The organism is Novosphingobium rhizovicinum, assembly GCF_040813635.1.
In the GTDB taxonomy this organism is placed as follows: domain Bacteria; phylum Pseudomonadota; class Alphaproteobacteria; order Sphingomonadales; family Sphingomonadaceae; genus Novosphingobium; species Novosphingobium rhizovicinum.
In genome coordinates this window covers 111,942-132,830 of sequence record NZ_JBFNXR010000033.1, presented here as the reverse complement: position 1 = coordinate 132,830, position 20,889 = coordinate 111,942, and the positions used below count along the sequence as shown (strand labels likewise).

Below are 20,889 nucleotides of genomic sequence, written 5' to 3'. Positions count from 1 at the left end.
TCATTCCGTCCTGCTTCTCATGTCGCTGGCCTCCGAAGGGCCGCCGTGCGCCAGCGGATCTGCCGCAAAGCGCATCGTCACTGTGGTCCCGCCGCCTTGCGCGGCCGTGAACGTCATTTCGCCGCCGTGCTCCTCAACGATCTTGTTGACGATCGCGAGGCCCAACCCCGTGCCCTTCTCACGCGTGGTGACGTAAGGTTCGATGATGCGGTCCCGATCCTGCGGCAAGCCAATCCCGTTGTCCGTGATCCGCACCTGCACGGCCTCGTCGAGAGCCGAGAGAGTGACGGAAACCCTACCCTTGTAGTCTCCGCCGGATTCCTTCGCCTTTGCTTCGACGGCCTCGATAGCGTTCTTCAGGACGTTGGTCATAGCCTGGCCAAACTGATGGCGATCACAACCGATGATCGGCACCTGGCCTTCGGAACTGAATTGGAAGGCTATATCGGTATGCGCCACCTCCTGCAGGAACAGCGCCTGCCGGACGAGGGCAATCGGATCTTCAGGCCGGAAGTTGGGCTTTGGCAGCCGCGCAAAGGAGGAGAACTCATCCACCATCTTGCGAAGGTCGCCCACCTGCCGAATGATAGTCCGCGTCAGATCTTCGAAAAGCTCCGGATCCTGCGTGATCTGCTTGCGATAACGGCGGCTTAGTCGCTCGGTCGCCAGCTGAATTGGTGTCAGCGGGTTCTTGATCTCGTGCGCGATACGTCTCGCGACATCGGACCACGCTGCCTGACGTTGATCGAGCAGCTGTCGCGTGATGTCCTCAAAGGTGATGACATGCCCGGTCGCGTCGCGGGCGATCTTGACCGCGAGCGTAAGCAGTTCACCATTCTTGCTATACTGCACGATCCCGCCCGGCTTCCCACGCTCAATAAGTGCGGCCACTTGCGGTGCGAAAGCGACAAGAGGGAGTCCCAACGGGCCAGGCGTCTCATGATCGAGAAGAAGCTTCTGGGCGGTGCTGTTCATCAGCGTGACCGCGCCGGATGCATCAACAGAAATGATCCCTGCAGTGACCGACTCAAGCACAGCCTCAATGAAGACACGCCGCTCCTGGAGTTGCAGGTTGGCCCCGAGAAGCGCCTGTGTCTGCTTCTCGATCTGCGCCGTCATGCGATTGAAGGCGCGGTTCAGAAGACCGATTTCGTCGGCCCCGGTGCGCCCCCCGACCCGCAGAGCGAAGTTGCCGCTCCCGACGCGACGGGCTGCGTCGACGAGTTCATAGAGAGGTTTCACCTGCCGGTCTGCAAATCGGAGCGCAAACCAGACGGACAGTCCTACCAGCGCGAGCGATGCGATAAACAAAGCCACGTTGAAGCGCAGCTGATAAAGCCGCGCTCTGCTGGTTAGCATCTCGTAGCCTTTGACGATGTTCTCTGCTCGCTGCCCCTGGCTGAAGGCCAGCAGGTCCGAACTGCGCGAGGTATAGAGGTAAATTCCAGCATCCCGGTCAATCGCTGTAAAGGCGACGATCCGGTTCGCGTTGGCTTCAACGACGAAGGGTTCGCCGGCATCGATCCGCCGCACAAGGGCAGGCGTTACCGTGGCGGCCTCATTCTCGCCAGTCGGATCGACGATCGCTGCAGTCCTTATCTGGCCATCCTGGCCCTTTTGCAGAATGGCAGACTCGTCGAGCTTACGGTTGCGGACTTGAAAGTACAAAAACTCGGGGAATTCTGGAGAAGTGATTGGCTCCTCACTGAGATAGCCGCGAAGGTCACTCGCCATCGCAAGCGACTCCTGACTGACGTCACGCTGCGCCTGCTCATAGTATCCGCGCGCGAGCTTGTTCGCGTTTTCCAGAAGCCCTCGAGAACTGTCAGAGAACCAGAACTCCACGCCCGACTGGAAGAGATATGACGCGAATATCACGACCAGCAGTGTCGGCACGGCCGCGATCAGTGAGAAGATGAAGACCAGCCGCACATGCATACGGCCGGTGCCGCCAATGGTCTGCGCTGCACGGCGTAGCGCCATCCACCGCCCCAGCAGGACCAGGATGGTCAAGGCGGGTACGAGCGTCCCTACCAAGAGAGTCGCAGTCATGTTCGACGACAGGAACTCGCCGTTGTTCGCGTTGCTGAACAAGGCGACAAAGGTGACCGTCGTCATCACCACGAAGGCGATGACTGCCGCGATCACCATGACCCCGAAGAAGTTCGCGCGCCGCGCAGCAACCTGCATGCGCCGCCACCAGCGCGGCGGCCATGTACGCCTGGTCTTCATCGCTGCATCCATGGTGGCGCAGTTACAACAGCAGTGTGGCCCCCGAGCAAGAGGATTCTACGAACCGTCAACTAAACCCGTCGAGCGAAGGTATCTGGGTCCAGATTCAAATCCGCAAGCCGCTTGCGCAACGTGTTGCGATTAATGCCCAAGGCTTGCGCGGCTCTAAGCTGGTTTCCTCCTGTCTCGTGAAGCACTTGCGAGAAAAGCGGGCGCTCGAATGCGGCAAGCGCAGTCTCATAGATAGATCCCGCCCCAGGGCGTACTTCCGACAGCCAGCGCACAACGGCCCGCTCCAGCCCGTCGCGCCCCGCCTCTTCGTCGGCGGTGGAAGCGTCATCCTTCGGTAGCAAAGGCGCAACAGTATCGATGTCGATGACGTCCTCGCGCGCCAACAGCACCAGTCGATAGATGAAGTTCCTCAGTTCCCGGACATTGCCGCGCCAAGTCTGCTGGCTCAGAAGCGCGGCCGCGGCTGGAGTCAGTTGCCGCTGCGGAAGCCCCTCACCAGCTGCGAGCTGAAGAAAATGGCGAGCCAGTGCCTCGATGTCATCGGGACGATCTCGCAGCGGAGGCATGGAGATCGGAACGACATTCAGGCGATAATACAGATCCTCGCGGAATTGTCCGGCTGCAATCAGCGGCTGGAGATCCTTGTTCGTTGCCGCGATGATCCGCACATCCAGCCGCACTTCGTCGCGTCCGCCCACGCGGCGGATCGCCCCCGATTGCAGCGCCCTGAGCAGACGAGTCTGCGCCTGCATGGGCATGTCGCCAATCTCATCAAGGAAAAGCGTCCCGCCCCCTGCTTGCTCGAATTTGCCGATGTGCCGAGCAACCGCGCCCGTAAAGGCTCCCTTCTCATGCCCGAACAACTCACTCTCGATCAGTTCGGCGGGTATCGCAGCCGTATTGACCGCGATGAAGGGGCCGGACTGACGGTGCCCCAACTGGTGAACGGCCTCTGCGACGAGTTCCTTGCCCGTACCGGATTCGCCGAGGATGAGAACTGTGAGGTCGTTTCGCAGCACCCGTGTGATCATGCGAAAGACCGCCTGCATCGCAGCACTGCGGCCGACCAGTGGAAGCCCGTCTCCCGCCGGCTCTCCGCCCCGGTCCCGCGTCGTCTTGCTGGCGCCGACCGCCTGGCGGACGGTTCGCGCCAATTCGTCAATATCAAAAGGTTTGGGAAAGTACTCGAAAGCGCCGGTGTCCGTGGCACGTACGGCGGTGTCGAGCGTGTTCTGGGCGGAGAGAATGACGACGGGCAGTTCGGGATAGTTACGTGAGACATAGGCCAGTGTCTCGATCCCGTCGCCATCCGGCAGCATCACGTCGGTCACGAGCGCTGAGAAGTCACCCTCCAGAAGCAGCGCATCCCGTTCGGCGATGGTTTCGCAGCGAACCACGGCAAAGCCCTCGGCTTCCAGCGCCGCAGTGATCACCAGCGCTATGGACGCATCGTCCTCAACCAGGAGAACAGTCATGTGGCGCCCTTCTGCTTTTGAGTGACCCTCGACCTTATTTCGCGCGCCAGAGGAAGGTGTACGCGAAAGTGTGTCCAGCCGCCCGTCTCATCCCGCTCATGGCTGATACGGCCGTTCATATCGCGCACGAGCTTCCTAACGAGGGGAAGGCCAAGCCCCTGCCCCGTCTTTTTAGTAGTCACGAAAGGTTCGAAGATGTGATCGCGCATGGCCGCGGGCACGCCCGGCCCATTGTCGCTCACCCGCAGCTCTACCGGCAGCCGCACGGAACGACCGGAGTCCGTCGCGTGCAACTGCAAGCCACTGGCGAACCGCGTACGGATCACAACACGCCCGCTGCCTTGCTCCGCACAAGCCTCCCGCGCGTTCGAGAGTAGGTTGATCATGACCTGCACAAGTCCATCCGGGCTGCCGAGGACGGCTGGGAGGGACGGATCGAACTCTTCCTCGATACGGGGCACATCGTCCGCGAAGGTCCCGGCTTTCAGCACATCGATCGCGCGGCGCGCGGCCTCGTGCAAGTTGCACGCTTCCACAACCGGCGGCGTCTTGCGGCTGAGGCGCTGCATGCGATCAATGAGCGCGGCAATCCGGTCGACTTCCGACGTGATAAGATCAGTCATCGCCCGGTCAGTCTCCTCTACCCGCCGGGCGAGCAATTGCGCAGCCCCCCTGATGCCCGCGAGTGGATTCTTGATTTCGTGCGCCATGATCTCCGGCCCACGCAAAGCAGCGTTATCGGCACCGCCCGAGTCATCTCCCAGAGCATCGGTCGGCGTGTTGTCATGCACCGTCAGGATTTGCCAGCCGGCCCAATCGGCGACAGGTGCGACGTTGATGTCAATTCTGCGCGACCCTCGATCCCGGATTCCGATCAGGATCTCTCGCGCGGAGACCGGCGTATCCACGTCCTCGATACGATCGAGCAGGCGGGCGTCGGGAAAGGTAAGAACGTCCGCGAGCCGCTTGCCGACAAGTCTACGCAGGCTTTGCCCTAAAAACTGCTCTGCAGCCGGGTTGGCAAAAGCAATGGATTGGCCGGGTTCCAGTAGCAGTACCGCCTGCGGAAGACTCCCCAGCACCCGACCGGCTTCCGGGATATTACTCCCCGCTGGCTGGCTCATGCCGCCTGGCGCTGACGCCATGGCGCGTAGAATTCACCAAGAGTACGGACGACCTCGTCGGGATCATCGATGAAATTGATGCGATTGCGCAGTTCGGCGGAGCCCGGAAGACCCTTCGTATACCAGCCCAGGTGCTTGCGTGCCATCTTCACACCTGTATCACGCCCGTACAGTGAGAGCATTTCGCCGTAGTGCTCGGCAATGAGCTCGTACTGCGCACCGATGTTCGGCGCAGCCATCTCGCCGCCCGTGCGCCACCAGTGCATCACTTGCCCCAGAAGCCAGGGACGTCCGTAAGCGCCCCTCCCGATCATGACGCCATCCGCGCCCGACTGCTCCAGAGCAACCGCCAAATCCTCGATGCCGCAGATGTCGCCGTTTACAAGGACCGGCACCGAAACAGCCGCTTTCACGCGCCGGACAAACCCCCAATCCGCGCTGCCCTTGTACATCTGGTTGCGAGTGCGTCCGTGTACGGTAATCATCTTGGCGCCAAGGTCTTGCGCGATGCGGGCAAGCTCAGGTGCATTGAGACTGTCGTGGCACCAGCCCATGCGCATCTTGACAGTAACCGGGACGTCGACTGCCTTCACCGTCGCATCGATCAGTGCGGCTGCAAGCTTGAGGTCGCGCATGAGTGCAGAACCTGCGTCCCCATTCACCACCTTTCGCACGGGACAACCCATGTTGATATCAATGATAGCCGCGCCGCGATCGGCGGAGAGCTTGGCGGCTTCGGCCATCTGTGCCGGCTCACATCCCACGAGCTGCATCGAAACCGGCTCTTCAGACAAGTCCCAAGCGGCCTTCTGAACCGATTGCCGCGTTTCCCGAATGGCAGCTGGGCTTGCGATCATCTCAGTGACATTGAGGCCTGAACCGAACCGCCGCACCAGCTTCCGGAAAGGCAGGTCCGTCACGCCTGTCATTGGCGCCAGAACGACCGGACAGCCGATCTCGATCGGTCCCACCTGGATCGGCTTGAGAGCGGGCGGAGATGCAACTGTGGTCATGTTAAAAACTGCCTAAAAAACAGGCAGCCGCATAGTGGATTGCCCGCAGCCCATCAAGCGATTACCGGCGGCATGATGTCGGGCAGAAGCACCTCACGCTCCTTGGCGGGAATCGTAGTCGCAGCGGGCAAGGGGCTTCGGGCAGGACAGCCCATGCCCAAGCAGTTCGCCCTGTTTCGTGGAAAGCCTGTGGTACGGCACTCGGTCGAGGCGCTTCTGGCGAGCGGCGCGTCGCCGGTCATTGTTGTGATTCCGGAGAATGCGGAGGAGATAGCCGGAGCAGCGCTGAACGGCCTGGCCGGCGACATTCGCCTGGTCGCTGGCGGCGCGACACGTCAGGATTCGGTGCGAGCGGGTCTGGAAGCACTGTCCCGCCACTCACCCGACTTCGTGATGATACACGATGCGGCGAGGCCGCTGCTTCGCGCAGGCGTCATCGAGCGGCTATGCTCAGCGCTTGAGCAACACCCCGCTGCCATCCCGGTGCTGCCGGTCGTCGACAGTCTGGCACACGCTGAGGGAAGTATGATGGGTGCTCCGGCGCGACGTGACGCCTTGCGTCGTGTGCAGACGCCGCAGGCCTTCCACTTCGGTTCCATCATGAAGGCTCATCAGGAATGGACCGGTCCGACCGATGCGGGTGATGATGCACAAGTCGCGCAGGCCGCAGGTCTCACCGTCGCGCTTGTGGAAGGAGACGAAGCTCTGCACAAGCTCACATATTCTTCCGACTTTCCAACGGAAGCCCCCGCCATTCGGGTTGGTACGGGTTATGACGTTCACCGCCTCGCCGAGGGTGAAGAGCTGTGGCTGTGCGGAGTCCGGATCGATCACACCCAAGGCCTTGCTGGCCATAGCGACGCCGACGTGGCCATCCACGCCCTAGTAGACGCGCTGCTGGGTGCGATTGGTGCTGGGGACATCGGACAGCACTTTCCGCCTTCTGATTCGCAGTGGCGAAGAGCGTCCTCGGATCGCTTTTTGCAGCACGCCGCGGGCCTGATCACGCAGGCGGGCTATCGGATCGGCAACATCGACCTCACGATCATCTGCGAGGCACCGAAAATCGGCCCGCACCGGGAAACCATGCGTGTGCGCCTGGCGGAAATCCTTGGTATCCCGAGTGACCTCATCAGCGTAAAGGCAACAACGACCGAGAAGCTCGGTTTTACCGGGCGGAGTGAGGGCATCGCCGCACAAGCCGTGACGAGCCTGATCAAAAACTAAAGGTTACACTGATGCGCAGATTTGCAGCCGCCTTTGCCGCCATGCTGGCGACGTGCCCCGGACTGGTCCACGCCGCTCAGCCATGCCTGACGGCGGCAGAGGCCTCGTCCCTCACAGCTTATGCGCTGCCCAGCGCTATTACCGGCACCGCAAAAAGGTGCGTTCCCAATCTGGGCACGAACGCCTTTCTGCCGACCGGCGGAGCCGAACTTGCGGCTCGTTACGCAGTACGTAAACACCAGAATTGGCCAGCAGCCAAAGCCGCCTTCCTCAAGATGGGTGCGAAGGATGAGAGCAGTGCCTTCTTGGCCAACATGCCGGACCCTTCGCTCCAGCAGATGCTCGATGCCTTGATCGAAGGCATGGTTGCACAGCAAATCCCGTTGGACCGCTGCGCCGAGATTGATCGGGTCGTCGGTCTGCTCGCGCCGCTCCCAGCGCAGAACACGGCTGAACTCCTCGCGGTGATGTTCGGCCTTGCCGGGAAAACCGGCAAGGCGAAGAATGACTTGTTCTCGATTTGCGAGAGCTGAGCATGACCTCTGCCATCCTTCCTGATGAGATCGTCGCTCTCGCGACCCGCGTCGTGCACGAAAACAGCTCCATCGCACGCAAAGTAGCCATTGCCGAGAGTTGCACCGGCGGACTCGTCTGTGCGGCGCTTACGGAGATTCCTGGTTCTTCAGCGGTGCTGGACCGGGGGTTTGTGACTTACTCAAACGAAGCAAAGCGCCAGCTCCTCGATGTGTCGGATGACATTATCGAGGCGTTCGGGGCTGTTTCAGCCGCAACGGCTTGGGCGATGGCTCAAGGGGCCCTGCGCCACAGCGATGCGGACGTGGCAGTCGCAATCAGCGGCATTGCCGGACCTGAGGGCGGAAGCGAGCTCAAGCCCGTCGGCACAGTCGTCTTTGCCTGTGCCCGGAGAGGTGAAAGCATCGAGGACATCAACGCGGAACAGCGCTTGCTCGATGGTAAAGATCGTAGCGAAATCCGCCGTCAGGCGACGCTGGTAGCGTTGGAACTCTTGCTGCCGTAAAGCTGCGCTGCCCTTTCCTCGAAGGCAGTGACCATCTTCCGAAACGCCCGATCGAAATACTGACCGGCGATTTTCTCGAAAATGGGATTACGGAAGGCAAAATCGACGCAGAAATCGATTTCACAGCCTTCTTCAGTGGGCCTGAAGGACCAACTGTTATCGAGGTCACGCAGCGGTCCGTCGACATAATGCACGCGAATATGCTCGGGCCGGGATTTCTCGACGCGTGAGGTGAACTTCTCCTTCAGTGCCTTGAAGCCGACCAGCATGTCAGCAACCATCTCAGTCTCCGTATCGGATCGCACGCGCGTGGCCACGACCCAGGGGAGAAACTCAGGATAGCGGTCCACGTCAGCCACAAGATCAAACATCTGTTCGGCTGTGTAGGGCAAGCGGCGGGTCTGGTGAATTCCTGGCATCAGCGACGTCCCGCGATTTCGCCAGCGCGCGCGAGTTGAGCCTCCCGCGCCGCTCTCATCTCCGCAAAGTCCTTTCCGGCATGATAGCTCGACCGGGTCAGGGGCGACGAGGCGACTTGCAGGAAGCCCTTCGCTCGCGCAATCGCGCCGTACGCTGCAAATGCCTGCGGCGTGACGAACTCGATGACGTCCGTGTGCTTCGGTGTAGGACGCAGGTACTGGCCCATGGTCAGGAAGTCGATGTCTGCGCAACGCATGTCATCCATCACCTGATGAACCTCGAGACGCTGCTCGCCCAGCCCCAGCATGATACCAGACTTCGTAAAAATGGAGGGATCGTGGCTCTTTACCTCTTCCAGCAAACGCAGGGAGGCATAGTAGCGAGCCCCTGGCCGGATCGTTGGATAGAGCCGTGGCACGGTCTCCAGATTGTGATTGTAAACATCCGGACGAGCCTGGACGATCGCTTCGACCGCCCGACGCATCTTGCCCCGGAAGTCCGGCGTCAGAATCTCGATCGTGGTCTGCGGGGTGTTGCGGCGCAGTTCTTCGATGACTTTCACGAACTGCGAGGCACCGCCGTCCGGCAGGTCATCCCGATCCACTGAGGTGATGACGATGTGCTCCAAACCCAGCTTTGCAGCGGCCTCCGCCACGTGCGCAGGTTCATCGGCGTCGACACGCCCGGGCATGCCAGTCTTGACGTTGCAGAACGCGCAAGCGCGGGTGCAGGTGTCGCCGAGAATCATTACGGTGGCGTGCTTCTTGGTCCAGCATTCACCGATGTTGGGACAGGCAGCCTCTTCGCACACGGTGTTCAGCTTTAGATCGCGCATCAGCTGGCGCGTCTCGCCATAGCCCTTCGAAGTGGGAGCTTTTACGCGGATCCACTCTGGCTTACGCTGACGCGGCTCTGTCTCGGGACTTACGCTCGGCACTGAGGAAAGGTCATTCATGTGGCCCAGATAGTCCCATGTGCTTTCCCTTGCCAGTGCCAATCACTGAAGCCATGAAGCGCATCATGACCAATACCAACGCCACACCCGACAGCCCCGTCCTTGACCGCCTGCTCACTGGCTATCAGCGCTTCCGAGAAACCGGCTGGGCACCGCATCGGGACAGGTGGGCAGCGTTGAAGGAGGGCCAGCAGCCCGAGGTGATGGTTATAGCGTGCTCAGACAGCCGCGTGGACCCGTCTCAGATCTTCGATGTTGATCCGGGCGAGATCTTCGTCGTCCGAAATGTGGCAGCACTGGTTCCGCCGTTTGAAACGACCCCCGGTCACCATGGCGTCTCCGCCGCTCTGGAATTCGCCGTGCAGGTGCTCAAGGTCAAAGAGATCATGGTGATGGGCCATGGCATGTGCGGCGGCTGCAAGGCAGCGCTGACGCAAGCCATGCATGGGAACGAGCCGGGCCGCGGCGGTTTCATCGCCAACTGGATCTCCCTTCTCGACGAGGCGCGGGCCCCTGTGGCCGCAGCCCATGGCATAGAAGGTCGCGAGGCTGAGCGCGCGATGGAGCTTGCTGCCGTCCGCGTCAGTCTCGATAATTTGATGACGTTCCCATGCGTCAACAGCAAGGTAAAGGCAGGGACTCTTCGCCTCCGGGGGGCATTCTTCCCAATCGCAGACGGGGTGCTCCATATCCTTGATGAGAGTACGGGAGAGTTTGCACCCTTCGCCGGCTGACTTCGCGACGGTAAGAAAAAGGGCGCCGGTTATCCGACGCCCTTTTTTATGCGACCTGCTGTCGACGCTTAGCTGGACGGCGCCGCAGCCGACGTAGGCGCAGCCGCTGCCGAAGGGCTGGTCTTCGACTTGACGTAGGCAGTCCATAGCTTCGCAACCGGGGTGCGGTTTCCGCTCACTTGCGCAAAGGTGCGCTCCGCCTCGCTAAACTTGCCCTGATCCGCCTGCGCGATTCCAAGGCGAGTTAGCACACGATCCTTCTCGGCCGGACCCGCTTTGGGCAGGGCAAGCTTGTAAAGTTCCTCTGCCTTGGCGGGCTGCTCATAGCTGAGAAGCGCATCGGCCGCGCCGTTGATCGTCGCAAAGTTGCTCGAGGCACGAGCATCCTTCTCATAGGACGCGAGCGAGGAGCGGTCGGCACTCACACGACCTTGCGCCATGCTGCGCGCCTCGCGGACATCGGCAGCCGTGATCTTGCCCGCGGCGATGCCCTTGTCGATCACCCTCAGCGTCTCACCCGGAAGGCGACGCGGATCGGCATCCTGGATGTAGCCGATGTAATCGCCCTTGCTCGCGAGCGAATTGGTGCGATCCATCAGACGCATCAGGTCCAGGTTCTCCTGAGCGTCAAGTCGAGCAAGTGCGCGAGTCACCTGGAACGCAGTGCTCCAGCTTTGCGGACCAGGATGGTACTGAACAAGCTGCGCCGACAAGTCGACTGCGGGAGCCATCTGCTTGGCGTCATAGGCGGCCTGCAAGGCCGTGCGCAGCGCCGCGTCGCTCGGCGTCGTGCCAGCAGCTTTCGCCCGCTCGATCTCCTGCTGTGCCATCTGAAGTGCAGCACCGCTGTTGTTGGTGCGCTTGTACGCGTCAGCCAGCACCCGGTCGATCATGCCCTGCTGATCCCGATAGCCGGCGTCATACGCAGGCTTCAGGTACTTAACAGCGGCCTGATAATCCCCCGACTGATATGCAGTCACGCCTGCGAGCCATTGCAACTGCCCGAGCGAATCAGGCTGAGCTGCCCCGCTCTCCAACATCATCACCAAGCCCTTGTGCTGCTGGGCGGGATCGGCCTTCAGCACACCGATGTTGCGAGTGAGTTCACCCAGCTTGATCTTATCCATGGGCGTCGAAGCAACAGCCATCGCGGCAGCAAGCTTGGCATCCGCGCCGCCTAGCGCAGCGTCTACTTCAGCAGCAGCGGCCTGCTTTGCCGCGGCGTCCTGCGCGGCAGCAGCCTTGTCGCTGGCCGCCTTGACGGCTGGATTGCTCGAGGCCTCGGCAACAGTCTTGTCCAGGTCCGCAGCCGCAGCCGCAAACTCGTTCGAAAATGCGCCAGCCTTGGCTTTCTTCTGCGCGACGGCAGGCGCCGGAGCCACCGTAACCGCAACGCCGCTCGACAAGGCGACGGCAAGGGCAATACGGGAAATAAGGAACTTGCGAGCCATTCGGGCCAACTCCTCTCATGCTTCGCGAGCCGAAACGCATTCGCGCGAACGGCCAGCTGTGAAATCCTCTACAACCATGGCGGCCAAAGCCCGCCCTGACAACCATGCACCCTGTTTACGAGGCGCGCTGTGAACGCGGATTGAATGCGAGTGGTTGCATCCGCGCGTCGCGCTTAAGGCTTTCGTACGGTCCCGACATGAGAAACGGCCAGATGTGGAAAACGGGATGACAGCACACGCTGCCGCGGAGCGATGACTGGCATTCCCTCGCGGCTTGCCCTAGGGCAAGGGTTCGCACATCCCCGCCAACAGCGAAACGATAAGAGCGCGTGAGCGACGATACGGATATTCTGGAGCCGACCGGCCCCTCGGGCGAGTACACCCGCGTCGACATCGTCGACGAAATGAAGAACAGCTACCTCGATTACGCGATGAGCGTGATCGTGGCGCGTGCATTGCCCGACGTTCGCGACGGCTTGAAGCCGGTGCACCGACGCATCCTTTACGCAAGCCAGGAAGGCGGCTTCGTAGCGGGTCGGCCCTATCGCAAGTCGGCCAAGATCGTCGGCGACGTGATGGGTAATTACCACCCGCACGGCGACAGCGCGATCTATGATGCCCTCGCCCGTATGACCCAGGACTGGTCGATGCGCGTGCCGCTCATCGACGGCCAGGGCAACTTCGGCTCGATGGACCCGGATCCGCCGGCGTCGATGCGATACACCGAAGCCCGGCTCGCGCGCGTCGCGAACTTCCTGCTGGAAGACCTCGACAAGGATACGGTCAACTTCCAGGACAACTATGACGGCTCTCGCCGAGAGCCTCAGGTCCTCCCTGCCCGATTCCCGAACCTGCTGGTCAACGGCGCCGGCGGCATCGCGGTCGGTATGGCCACGAACATCCCGCCACATAACCTTGGCGAAGTGATCGACGGCTGCCTTGCCTACATGGAGAACCCGGCGATCAGCGTCGAGGAACTCTTCAAGATCATCCCGGGACCTGACTTCCCGACGGCGCCGCTCATTCTGGGGCAGGCCGGTGCGCGTGCGGCATACGTCACCGGACGCGGCTCGATCATCATGCGGTGCCGGCATGAAATCGAGGAGGCTCGAGGTGCAAGCCGTGGGGCGCGCTCCATCGTTCTGACCTCGATTCCCTATCAAGTCGGCAAGTCCGGCTTGGTCGAGAAGATAGCCGAGGCAGCGAAGGAAAAGCGGATCGAGGGTGTTGCCGACATTCGCGACGAGTCCAGCCGGCTCGGCGTGCGCGTCGTCATCGATCTCAAGCGCGACGCGACGCCTGAGGTGGTTCTGAACCAGCTGTGGCGTCACACGCCGGCGCAGTCGAGCTTTCCTGCCAACATGCTGGCGATCCGCGGCGGCCGGCCCGAGGTCCTGTCGCTGCGCGACATTATCCAGGCCTTCATCCAGTTCCGCGAAGAGGTTATCACTCGCCGCACCAAGTTCGAGCTGAACAAGGCGCGTGATCGGGCGCACATTTTGCTGGGTCTGGTCGTGGCAGTTTCCAACCTCGACGAGGTTGTGGCGATTATCCGTGGTGCGCCGAATCCGGCAGAGGCCCGCGCCCGCCTGATGGTCAAGGAATGGCCGATCGGCGACATTGCGCCTTACATCCGGCTGGTCGAGGCTATCGAGCCGAATGCAGAGCAGGAGGGCGGCACGTATCGCCTGTCCGAAGCACAAGTGCGCGCCATTCTCGACTTGCGTTTGCATCGCCTCACCGCGCTCGGCCGTGACGAGATCGGCGACGAGCTCAAGGAACTGGCCACAAAGATCGAGGAATACCTCGCCATCCTGGCCGACCGAGTAAAGCTCTACGCCGTCATGCGCGAAGAACTTGTCGCGGTCCGCGATGCCTTCGCAACTCCGCGCTTGTCCGAAATCACCAGCCCTGCCGAGGGCATCGAGGACGAGGACCTGATCGAGCGGGACGACATGGTCGTCACCGTGACGATGGACGGCTACATCAAGCGCACTCCGCTCTCCACCTTCAGAGCACAGAACCGCGGCGGCAAAGGCCGGGCGGGTATGGCGACCAAGGAAGAGGACGCTGTGTCGGAGATGTTCGTCACCTCCACGCACAACCCGGTGCTGTTCTTCTCCACCTCAGGCAAGGTCTATCGCCTGAAAGTCTGGCGTCTACCCGAAGGTGGACCGACGACCCGAGGCCGGCCGATCGTCAATCTCCTTCCGGCTCTGGACAAGGATGAGACGATTGCAACGGTGCTGCCACTGCCAGAGGACGAGAGCACCTGGGGTGCGCTCCATGTGGTATTCGCAACTGCCAAAGGTAACGTACGGCGTAACGCGATGGACGCGTTCGCGAACATTCCGTCCAATGGCAAGTTCGCGATGCGCTTCGAGGATGACTCGGCAGATCGCCTGATCGGCGTCGCACTGCTCGGCCCTGAAGATGACGTGCTGCTCGCCACTCGTCAGGGCAAAGCCATCCGCTTTGCTGGCGATGACGTGCGTGAGTTCCAAAGCCGCACATCGACAGGCGTGCGCGGTATGACGCTGAAGGCGGACGACGAAGTCGTCTCCCTCTCGATCCTTCACCGCGTCGGAACCACCGCGGAGGAGCGGGAGGCGTATCTGCGCTTTGCACCGTGGAAGGCGGAAAAGGAGGGCGAGCCTGACCTTGATGGCGACCGGTTCGCCGAGATGGCGCTAGGCGAGCAATTCATCCTGACTGTGTGCGCGAATGGCTACGGCAAGCTTTCATCCGCGTACGAATATCGCCGCACGGGCCGAGGCGGCCAAGGCATCACCAATATCGACAACATCGGCCGCAACGGTCCGGTCGTAGCGAGCTTCGCCGCGACGAAAGCGGATCAACTGATGCTGGTGACCGACCAGGCCAAGCTCATCCGCATCAGCCTCGACACGCTGCGTGTGATCGGCCGTGGCAGCGCCGGCGTAAAGCTGTTCGACGTCGCCAACGGCGAACACATCGTCAGCGCCGTTCGCATCGATGAGACGGACGAACCGGAGAACGACGCAGAGGAAGCGATTGTCGAAGAGATGATCGCGCGCACTGCTGAAGAAACCGACATCCCGACGACCATCGATCGAGATGATCTGGACGAGAACGACGAGGACAACTCGCAGCCAGAAGACGAGGCATGAGCCAGCCGATAACAGTCGCCTATAAGGTGCTGACAGCGGAGCAGATGGCGCAGTTCGAGCGTGAGGGCGTGTTTACCGGCGCTCCGGTCGATCTTGAGGATGGCTACATCCACCTGTCGACCGGGGAGCAACTCGAGGAGACCGTCGCCAAGCACTTTGCGGGCCAGGAAAACCTGCAACTCGCGGAAGTGGACTTGATCGCCTTGGGCGAGTCGGTGCGTTGGGAGCCGTCTCGTGGTGGAGCGCTCTTTCCTCACATTTACGGCACGCTGCCCCTTGCCGCCGTGATCGCCTATGGTGAATTGAAGCGCACCGAAGATGAACGCATCGCGCGCCCCGTCGCCGGCTGACGATCCCTCCGCAATCCGTGCGGCGCCCCATGCAGCACGGACCCGGTGCAACACGGTTCCCCGATGCAACACGGGCCCGTGCAACGGGGTTGTCTCAGCCGCCAACGCAGGTCTAATCGCGCCTCATGACACATGACGTCCATATCATTGGCGGAGGTCTCGCCGGCAGCGAGGCCGCCTGGCAGCTCGCCCGCAGAGGCGTCCGTGTACGGCTTTCGGAGATGCGGGGCACGGGAGAGCGGACGCCCGCGCATCACACCGATGCTCTTGCGGAACTGGTCTGTTCCAATTCGTTCCGCTCAGACGACGATGAGAAGAACGCCGTCGGCCTGCTTCATCATGAGATGCGCAAGCTGGACTCGTTGGTCATGGCGGCGGCAGCGAAAGCACAGGTGCCAGCTGGTTCCGCGCTTGCGGTCGACCGCGACGTTTTCTCCGCGGAAGTGGAAGCTGCCCTCGCGTCGCAACCCACTCTGGAAGTCGTGCGGGAGCGTGTAGACGACGTCCCAGCCACTGGCCTCACTATCATCGCAACAGGCCCTCTGACCGCCGCAGGACTGGCACAGAGCATCGGTGCGCGGACTGGCGCAGACAGTCTCGCCTTCTTCGACGCGATAGCTCCCATCGTCTATCACGAGACGATCGACATGGACGTCTGCTGGATGGCCTCGCGTTGGGACAAGGGCGAGACGAAAGACTACATCAACTGCCCCATGACCAGAGAGCAGTATCTCGCCTTCCATGCAGGTCTGCTCGCCGGTGAAAAGACTTCGTTCAAGGAGTGGGAAGCCAATACGCCTTACTTCGATGGCTGCATGCCTATAGAAGTCATGGCGGAACGCGGAGTAGACACACTTCGCTTCGGTCCCATGAAGCCGGTCGGTCTCGATGATCCGAAAACGGGTCGGTGGCCCTATGCCGTTGTCCAATTGCGGCAGGACAACAAGCTGGGGACGCTCTGGAATATGGTGGGTTTCCAGACGAAGCTGAAACATGCAGAGCAGGTGCGCCTGTTCCGCACGATCCCGGGCCTCGAGAACGCAGAGTTCGCCCGTCTGGGCGGACTTCACCGCAACACCTTCCTGAACTCCCCGGAACTGCTGGATCGGCAACTACGTCTGCGGAGCGATCCGCATGTTCGCTTCGCAGGGCAGATCACGGGTTGTGAAGGGTATGTGGAAAGCGCGGCCGTGGGGCTGATGGCGGGTCTCATGACGGCGGCTGAAGTAACCTCAGCGTCGTGGACGCCCCCTCCCCGCACGACGGCCCTGGGCGCACTTTTGTCGCACATCACGGGAGACGCAGAGGCGGACAGCTATCAGCCTATGAACGTCAATTTCGGCCTCTTTCCTCCGTTGCACGAGGTGAAGAAGAAACAGCGCAAAGAGGCCTACACCCAGCGGGCAAAGTTGGATCTTGCGGCCTGGGTCGCGTCCCAGGCCCCGCTTCCGGCCTGAGAGCTCAGCACTCGCATTTAGGCTTGGGCGATCTCGGTGGGGGCGCTGTGCTCCGGAACTCCTCACGCGTCAGCACAGCGTCGCCGTCCCGGTCCGCCCCCGCGAATTTGTCCACCGTGACCACTGCCCACTCCTCGAACGTCAACAAATTGTTGCCGTCCTTGTCCAGCTTACGGAACGCTGAAGTCCGCGGCGAAAGATATTCGTTGCGGGTGATGCGGCCGTCGCTGTTTCGATCATAACGCCCAAAGCGACGATCTTCGCGTGACAGCTCAGAAACCTCGGGTGGTTCGGGTCCGAGCAGCCCTGCAACGTCTGCGCTCGGCAACGCGTCGGGGGTTGGCGATGCGATGTCAGGGAGCGGCGGAGCGCCATGCTCCACCTCGGCTCGGCCCTGAAGCCAGAATAGACCAGCCCCCACGAACAGCAGTGCTGCGAAGGCGCCGAGGATAATGCGATTCACGATGTGCTCCCCATGGAAGGCTGGCGCTAGCAGTCGCTCAAAGCCCCAACAATCCTCGCCGTAGCGCCTCCACAACTGCGCCCGGTGAAGACGCTGCCGCTTCATTGGCAGCCACCCGCCGCCGTCGGCTGAGAGCGGCGATCACCCGCAAAGGCCGCAATGCTCGACCGGTTCGGGGAAGGGCAAGCGGCTCCTCCACGGCAAGTGTTCGTGCGAGCTCGCGCTCATCGCTCCGGCTCAGGCGCATGTTCAAATCCTCAAGCGCCCACATCCGCCCGAGCGAACGAGCCTCTTCCACGTTATCCTCCGCGCCGACAGTCCGAGCCAAGGCCGCACTTCCTGCCGCCCTCCCCTCTGCGAAGGCCTTGAGCGCATTCGCTTCCAACGGCGGCGGCGCGGTCAATGCCTCCCAGCCGTCAACGAGCGGAACCAGCGCACTGTGCTGCCCCTGCCAACTGCGCAGCGCCGCGAAGATAGGCTCGCCCTCTGGCCAACCGGTCGTGGGCCGTTCGAGCGCCTCTCGCCACCAGGCAAGCCGTAGCTGAGCGAGCATAGGTTCACTGGAGCCCCGCATCAGCTCTGCCAAACGCGCGTCCAGGGCAAGGAGCGCAAGCGTCTGTTCACGAGCACGGCGAGGCGCATAGACGAGCGCCAGCCGGGAAACGGCGGGAAGCGAATTCATCAGCGTATGCGTTAGATCCATGGTGTTCCGCTTAGGCCCGGCTTGCGATAGAAGAAAGCTCTCCAACATCAGCTGAGCGACAAGGATATACCCTTGTTAACCAGCCTTGTTATCCATCACGCAAAGCTCCGGCGCTACTACCGCACGCAATGGCAAGGAGTAGCGCTTCTTCATGATGCCGCGCCTGATACCACACCTGCGCACGCCCCGCTGGAGCGGATGGTTCGGCGGTTTAGCAGCGGAGCAACGCGGAAACACGTTCGTCATCGTTTCCGCGGCACTCATCCCGATGCTCGCCTTGATTGGCGGCGGCATCGACATGGGAAGAGCATACCTCACTCAGACGCGCCTTCAACAGGCCTGCGACGCGGGTGTGCTTGCTGCTCGCAAAGAGTTGGGGAGCGCGATCATCGCCGATGGGACGGTCCCGTCGATCGCGGCTACTGTCGGCAACCGCTTCTTCAACGTTAACTTCCAGGATGGAGCATACGGATCTGAAAGCCGCAGTTTCGCCATGACTCTCGGCTCCGACTATACCATCAACGGTACTGCAAGCGCAATCGTGCCCACCACCATCATGCGGCTGTTCGGGTCGCTGCAGGTGCCGGTATCCGTCAAGTGCTCTGCGCAGTTCAACTACGCCAACACCGACATCATGATGGTGCTTGACGTCACCGGGTCCATGAACAGCGTCAACTCGGGCGACACAAAGAGCAGAATTGCAGTGCTGCGCGACGTCGTCAGGAACTTCCATAAAACAGTCGAAACCAACAAGGCGGAAGGCGTGCGGGTCCGCTACGGCTTCGTGCCGTACTCAACCAACGTCAACGTCGGGTTTCTTCTGAAATCCGGCTGGATGGTGAACCGGGCCCAGTATGAAGGCAGGAGAGCCATCCAACCGGGGCCTTGGTACTCACCAAACGGGACATGGCGATACGAATCGCTCTGGCAGGACGTGTCGAGCCTGAAAGGCAGTTCCGGCGAAACCCTGTACAAGGGCGGCTCGATCAGTGTTCCAATGAACGGCACGCCTTCCAGCCCCAGCAACGCCAAGATGACGTTTAGCGGATGCATCGAAGAGCGCGCGACTTACATCATCGACGACTATAGCAATGTCGACCTGAGCCGTGCTCGTGATCTCGATATCGATGCAGTCCCTGCCAGCAGCAACCCTGATACGCAATGGCGACCCATGCTTCGCGAGATGTCCTGGCTGAGGGCACAAGTAAACTACTGGTTTGTGAACAGCTACTGGTCCCCTTCGCCAGTCGACAGTACGACCGACTACATTCAGGCCTCGGCTTATGGCTTTGCAGCTTGCCCTGAACGAGCCCGCAAGCTTGCAGAGATGAACGCCACCGAGGTGTCTAACTATGTAAATGCGCTCACCGCGGACGGAAACACCTACCACGATATCGGCATGATCTGGGGTGGTCGGCTACTCTCGCCCACAGGACTCTTCGCCAGCGAAAATGCCGATGTCGATGGCCGAACAACGATGCGGCATCTTATCTTTCTAACCGATGGTGAGACCGCTCCGCTCGACCTGTCCTACAGTTCCTATGGCGTGGAACCACTCGCGCAGCGCCGCTGGAAGCCCGGCTCCAAGTACACGCTCACCCAGACAGTGGAGAACCGCTTCACCTTCGCCTGCAATGAAGTGAAGAATCGCAACATCACGGTATGGGTCATCGGTTTCGGCACCAACATGACGAGCATGCTCCGCAACTGTGCGGGCTCCGGCCGGTGGTTCCAAGCCGACAACGCTTCGGAACTCACGAAAGCTTTCGGAACGATTGCGGCAGCCATCGGCGACTTGAGGATCGTGGAATGATCCGGCTGGGCAGCTTGAGCAAGGATCGCCGGGGAACCAGCGCAGTCGAGTTCGCCCTGCTCGCTCCGACCCTGCTGATGGCCATGCTGGGTCTGCTGGACCTGGGCTATAACATGTACACTGCAACGATCCTGGAGGGATCGATCCAGAAAGCGGCGCGGGATTCCACTTTGGAGGGTGCCTCAGGCAACCTTGCCGCGATCGACGAGAGAGTTCGGGAGGCTGTTCACGCAATCGCGCCGCGTGCCACTATTCCGCCTCCCAGGCGGACTGCCTACTCATCGTTCTCCGCAGCGGGAAAGCCCGAGGACTACACTGACACCAATGGGAACGGCCGCTGTGATACAGGCGAGCCCTTCGAGGACGCCAACGAGAACGGACGGTGGGATACCGACCGCGGCAGTGCAGGTTCTGGCAGCGCGCGCGACGTCGTCCTCTATGAAGTGACGGTTACGTACCCCCGGCCTTTCCCAATCGGTAAGTTCCTCGGGATGGGCGAGACATACACGATGTCTGCTCGCACTGTTCTGGGCAACCAGCCTTGGGACAACGTCCGCAAGACACCTCCCGTGGAGCGCTGCACGTGAACCCGATGGTTCTCTACAAGTGCGCCCGTCGCATGCGAGATGCGCGAGCTGGTGTGGCGATGATCGAGTTCGCTCTGATCATGCCATTCTTTCTGATCATCGGGTTGTGGGGCGTGGAACTGGCCCACTACTCGTACCAGACGATGCGGGTCGGTCAGTTGGCAGCCCACGTAGCGGACAACGCCTCACGAATCGGCGATTACTCCACACTCCAGAACCGCAAGATCTACGAAAGCGACATCGATGATCTGCTGATCGGCGTCGATCTTCAGGCCGGACCGAAGATGGAACTCTTTGATCGAGGAAGAGTGATCATCAGCAGCCTGGAGGTAAACGGCGCGGGACAACAGTACATCCATTGGCAGCGCTGCCTGGGCACCCGGCCGGTGTGGTCGTCCTATGGCAAAGAAGGCGATCTGAAACCCGGTGGCTTAGGGCCGGTCGGTAGCGAAGTATTCGCCTCCCCCAACGATGCAGTCATGTTCGTCGAGCTTCAGTACGAATACAATCCGCTGATATCGTCGACGTTCATCGGAACGCCGGTGATTTCTTCGATCGCCTCTTTCACCGTACGGTCGAGCCGCGACCTGAGCCGGGTGTACCAGACGTCTCCCGCCAGCCCCAAGATGACCTGCGACAAATTTACGAGTTTGGTCTCCTGACGCATTCACGCAGGAGACCTGCA

19 protein-coding genes are annotated in these 20,889 nt (G+C 61.3%); 10 read left to right on the top strand and 9 right to left on the bottom strand.

The features are described 5' to 3' along the window. The 4 genes from ABUH87_RS10375 to dusB form a co-directional block, all read right to left on the bottom strand. The gene (locus tag ABUH87_RS10375; protein ID WP_367773300.1) at positions 1–2,190 is read right to left on the bottom strand and encodes a sensor histidine kinase; all 2,190 of its coding nucleotides are present in this window, start codon (positions 2,188–2,190) and stop codon (positions 1–3) included. A 113-nt stretch (positions 2,191–2,303) separates the two neighbouring features. Next, the gene (locus ABUH87_RS10370; protein WP_367773269.1) at positions 2,304–3,719 is read right to left on the bottom strand and encodes a sigma-54-dependent transcriptional regulator; all 1,416 of its coding nucleotides are present in this window, start codon (positions 3,717–3,719) and stop codon (positions 2,304–2,306) included. Next, a complete protein-coding gene (locus tag ABUH87_RS10365; RefSeq protein ID WP_367773267.1) occupies positions 3,716–4,843 on the bottom strand; it encodes a two-component system sensor histidine kinase NtrB in 1,128 nt (375 codons plus the stop codon). Before ABUH87_RS10365 ends, ABUH87_RS10370 begins: the two co-directional genes overlap by 4 nt. Next, positions 4,840–5,856 (bottom strand): tRNA dihydrouridine synthase DusB, encoded by a 1,017-nt coding sequence (dusB, locus tag ABUH87_RS10360; RefSeq protein WP_367773265.1) that lies wholly within the window; start codon positions 5,854–5,856, stop codon positions 4,840–4,842. The genes ABUH87_RS10365 and dusB overlap by 4 nt, the downstream gene beginning before the upstream one ends. Before the next feature lie 75 nt (positions 5,857–5,931). Here dusB and ABUH87_RS10355 point away from each other — a divergent pair, with 75 nt between their 5' ends. From ABUH87_RS10355 to ABUH87_RS10345, 3 genes are read left to right on the top strand one after another with little or no spacing between them, the layout of a single operon-like run. Then, a complete protein-coding gene (locus ABUH87_RS10355; RefSeq protein ID WP_367773297.1) occupies positions 5,932–7,083 on the top strand; it encodes a bifunctional 2-C-methyl-D-erythritol 4-phosphate cytidylyltransferase/2-C-methyl-D-erythritol 2,4-cyclodiphosphate synthase in 1,152 nt (383 codons plus the stop codon). An 11-nt stretch (positions 7,084–7,094) separates the two neighbouring features. Then, the gene (locus ABUH87_RS10350; protein WP_367773263.1) at positions 7,095–7,616 is read left to right on the top strand and encodes a hypothetical protein; all 522 of its coding nucleotides are present in this window, start codon (positions 7,095–7,097) and stop codon (positions 7,614–7,616) included. A 2-nt stretch (positions 7,617–7,618) separates the two neighbouring features. Beyond that, complete coding sequence (locus ABUH87_RS10345) at positions 7,619–8,122, top strand: CinA family protein (RefSeq protein WP_367773261.1); 504 nt, start codon at positions 7,619–7,621, stop codon at positions 8,120–8,122. Here ABUH87_RS10345 and ABUH87_RS10340 read toward each other — a convergent pair. Continuing rightward, the gene (locus ABUH87_RS10340) at positions 8,083–8,541 is read right to left on the bottom strand and encodes a type II toxin-antitoxin system RatA family toxin (protein ID WP_367773259.1); all 459 of its coding nucleotides are present in this window, start codon (positions 8,539–8,541) and stop codon (positions 8,083–8,085) included. The two genes, ABUH87_RS10345 and ABUH87_RS10340, sit on opposite strands and share 40 nt — an antisense overlap. Beyond that, positions 8,541–9,497: a lipoyl synthase gene (lipA, locus tag ABUH87_RS10335; RefSeq protein ID WP_367773295.1), complete on the bottom strand. Its 957-nt coding sequence runs from the start codon at positions 9,495–9,497 to the stop codon at positions 8,541–8,543. The genes ABUH87_RS10340 and lipA overlap by 1 nt, the downstream gene beginning before the upstream one ends. A 65-nt stretch (positions 9,498–9,562) precedes the next feature. Here lipA and ABUH87_RS10330 point away from each other — a divergent pair, with 65 nt between their 5' ends. Next, the gene (locus ABUH87_RS10330; protein WP_367773256.1) at positions 9,563–10,231 is read left to right on the top strand and encodes a carbonic anhydrase; all 669 of its coding nucleotides are present in this window, start codon (positions 9,563–9,565) and stop codon (positions 10,229–10,231) included. A 68-nt stretch (positions 10,232–10,299) separates the two neighbouring features. Here ABUH87_RS10330 and ABUH87_RS10325 read toward each other — a convergent pair whose 3' ends face one another. Next, positions 10,300–11,682 carry a hypothetical protein gene (locus ABUH87_RS10325; protein WP_367773254.1) on the bottom strand — a complete coding sequence of 461 codons (1,383 nt, stop codon included), beginning with the start codon at positions 11,680–11,682 and terminating at the stop codon, positions 10,300–10,302. 329 nt (positions 11,683–12,011) lie between these two features. Here ABUH87_RS10325 and gyrA point away from each other — a divergent pair, with 329 nt between their 5' ends. The 3 genes from gyrA (at position 12,012) to trmFO (ending at position 16,638) form a co-directional block, all read left to right on the top strand. Then, positions 12,012–14,831 (top strand): DNA gyrase subunit A, encoded by a 2,820-nt coding sequence (gene gyrA, locus ABUH87_RS10320; protein ID WP_367773252.1) that lies wholly within the window; start codon positions 12,012–12,014, stop codon positions 14,829–14,831. Further along, positions 14,828–15,181, top strand: a complete 354-nt coding sequence (locus ABUH87_RS10315) for a DUF952 domain-containing protein (protein ID WP_367773250.1) — start codon at positions 14,828–14,830, stop codon at positions 15,179–15,181. Before gyrA ends, ABUH87_RS10315 begins: the two co-directional genes overlap by 4 nt. Positions 15,182–15,306: 125 nt before the next feature. Beyond that, a complete protein-coding gene (trmFO, locus tag ABUH87_RS10310) occupies positions 15,307–16,638 on the top strand; it encodes a methylenetetrahydrofolate--tRNA-(uracil(54)-C(5))-methyltransferase (FADH(2)-oxidizing) TrmFO (protein ID WP_367773248.1) in 1,332 nt (443 codons plus the stop codon). 4 nt (positions 16,639–16,642) lie between these two features. On the opposite strand, the gene ABUH87_RS10305 is transcribed toward trmFO, so the two are convergent. Both ABUH87_RS10305 and ABUH87_RS10300 read right to left on the bottom strand, forming a co-directional pair. After that, positions 16,643–17,101, bottom strand: coding sequence for an EF-hand domain-containing protein (locus ABUH87_RS10305; RefSeq protein ID WP_367773246.1), 459 nt, complete (start codon positions 17,099–17,101; stop codon positions 16,643–16,645). Positions 17,102–17,138: 37 nt separating this feature from the next. Continuing rightward, positions 17,139–17,804 carry a squalene/phytoene synthase family protein gene (locus tag ABUH87_RS10300; protein WP_367773244.1) on the bottom strand — a complete coding sequence of 222 codons (666 nt, stop codon included), beginning with the start codon at positions 17,802–17,804 and terminating at the stop codon, positions 17,139–17,141. Positions 17,805–17,955: 151 nt separating this feature from the next. Between ABUH87_RS10300 and ABUH87_RS10295 the strand changes: the two genes are divergently transcribed. Genes ABUH87_RS10295 through ABUH87_RS10285 form a run of 3 tightly spaced genes read left to right on the top strand, consistent with a single transcriptional unit; the run spans position 17,956 to position 20,866 of the window. Further along, the gene (locus ABUH87_RS10295; RefSeq protein ID WP_367773242.1) at positions 17,956–19,617 is read left to right on the top strand and encodes a pilus assembly protein; all 1,662 of its coding nucleotides are present in this window, start codon (positions 17,956–17,958) and stop codon (positions 19,615–19,617) included. Further along, on the top strand, positions 19,614–20,204 hold the full coding sequence (locus tag ABUH87_RS10290) for a TadE/TadG family type IV pilus assembly protein (RefSeq protein ID WP_367773239.1): 591 nt from the start codon (positions 19,614–19,616) through the stop codon (positions 20,202–20,204). The genes ABUH87_RS10295 and ABUH87_RS10290 overlap by 4 nt, the downstream gene beginning before the upstream one ends. Positions 20,205–20,263: 59 nt before the next feature. Further along, on the top strand, positions 20,264–20,866 hold the full coding sequence (locus ABUH87_RS10285; protein WP_367773237.1) for a TadE/TadG family type IV pilus assembly protein: 603 nt from the start codon (positions 20,264–20,266) through the stop codon (positions 20,864–20,866). The last annotated feature ends 23 nt before the right edge of the window (positions 20,867–20,889 follow it).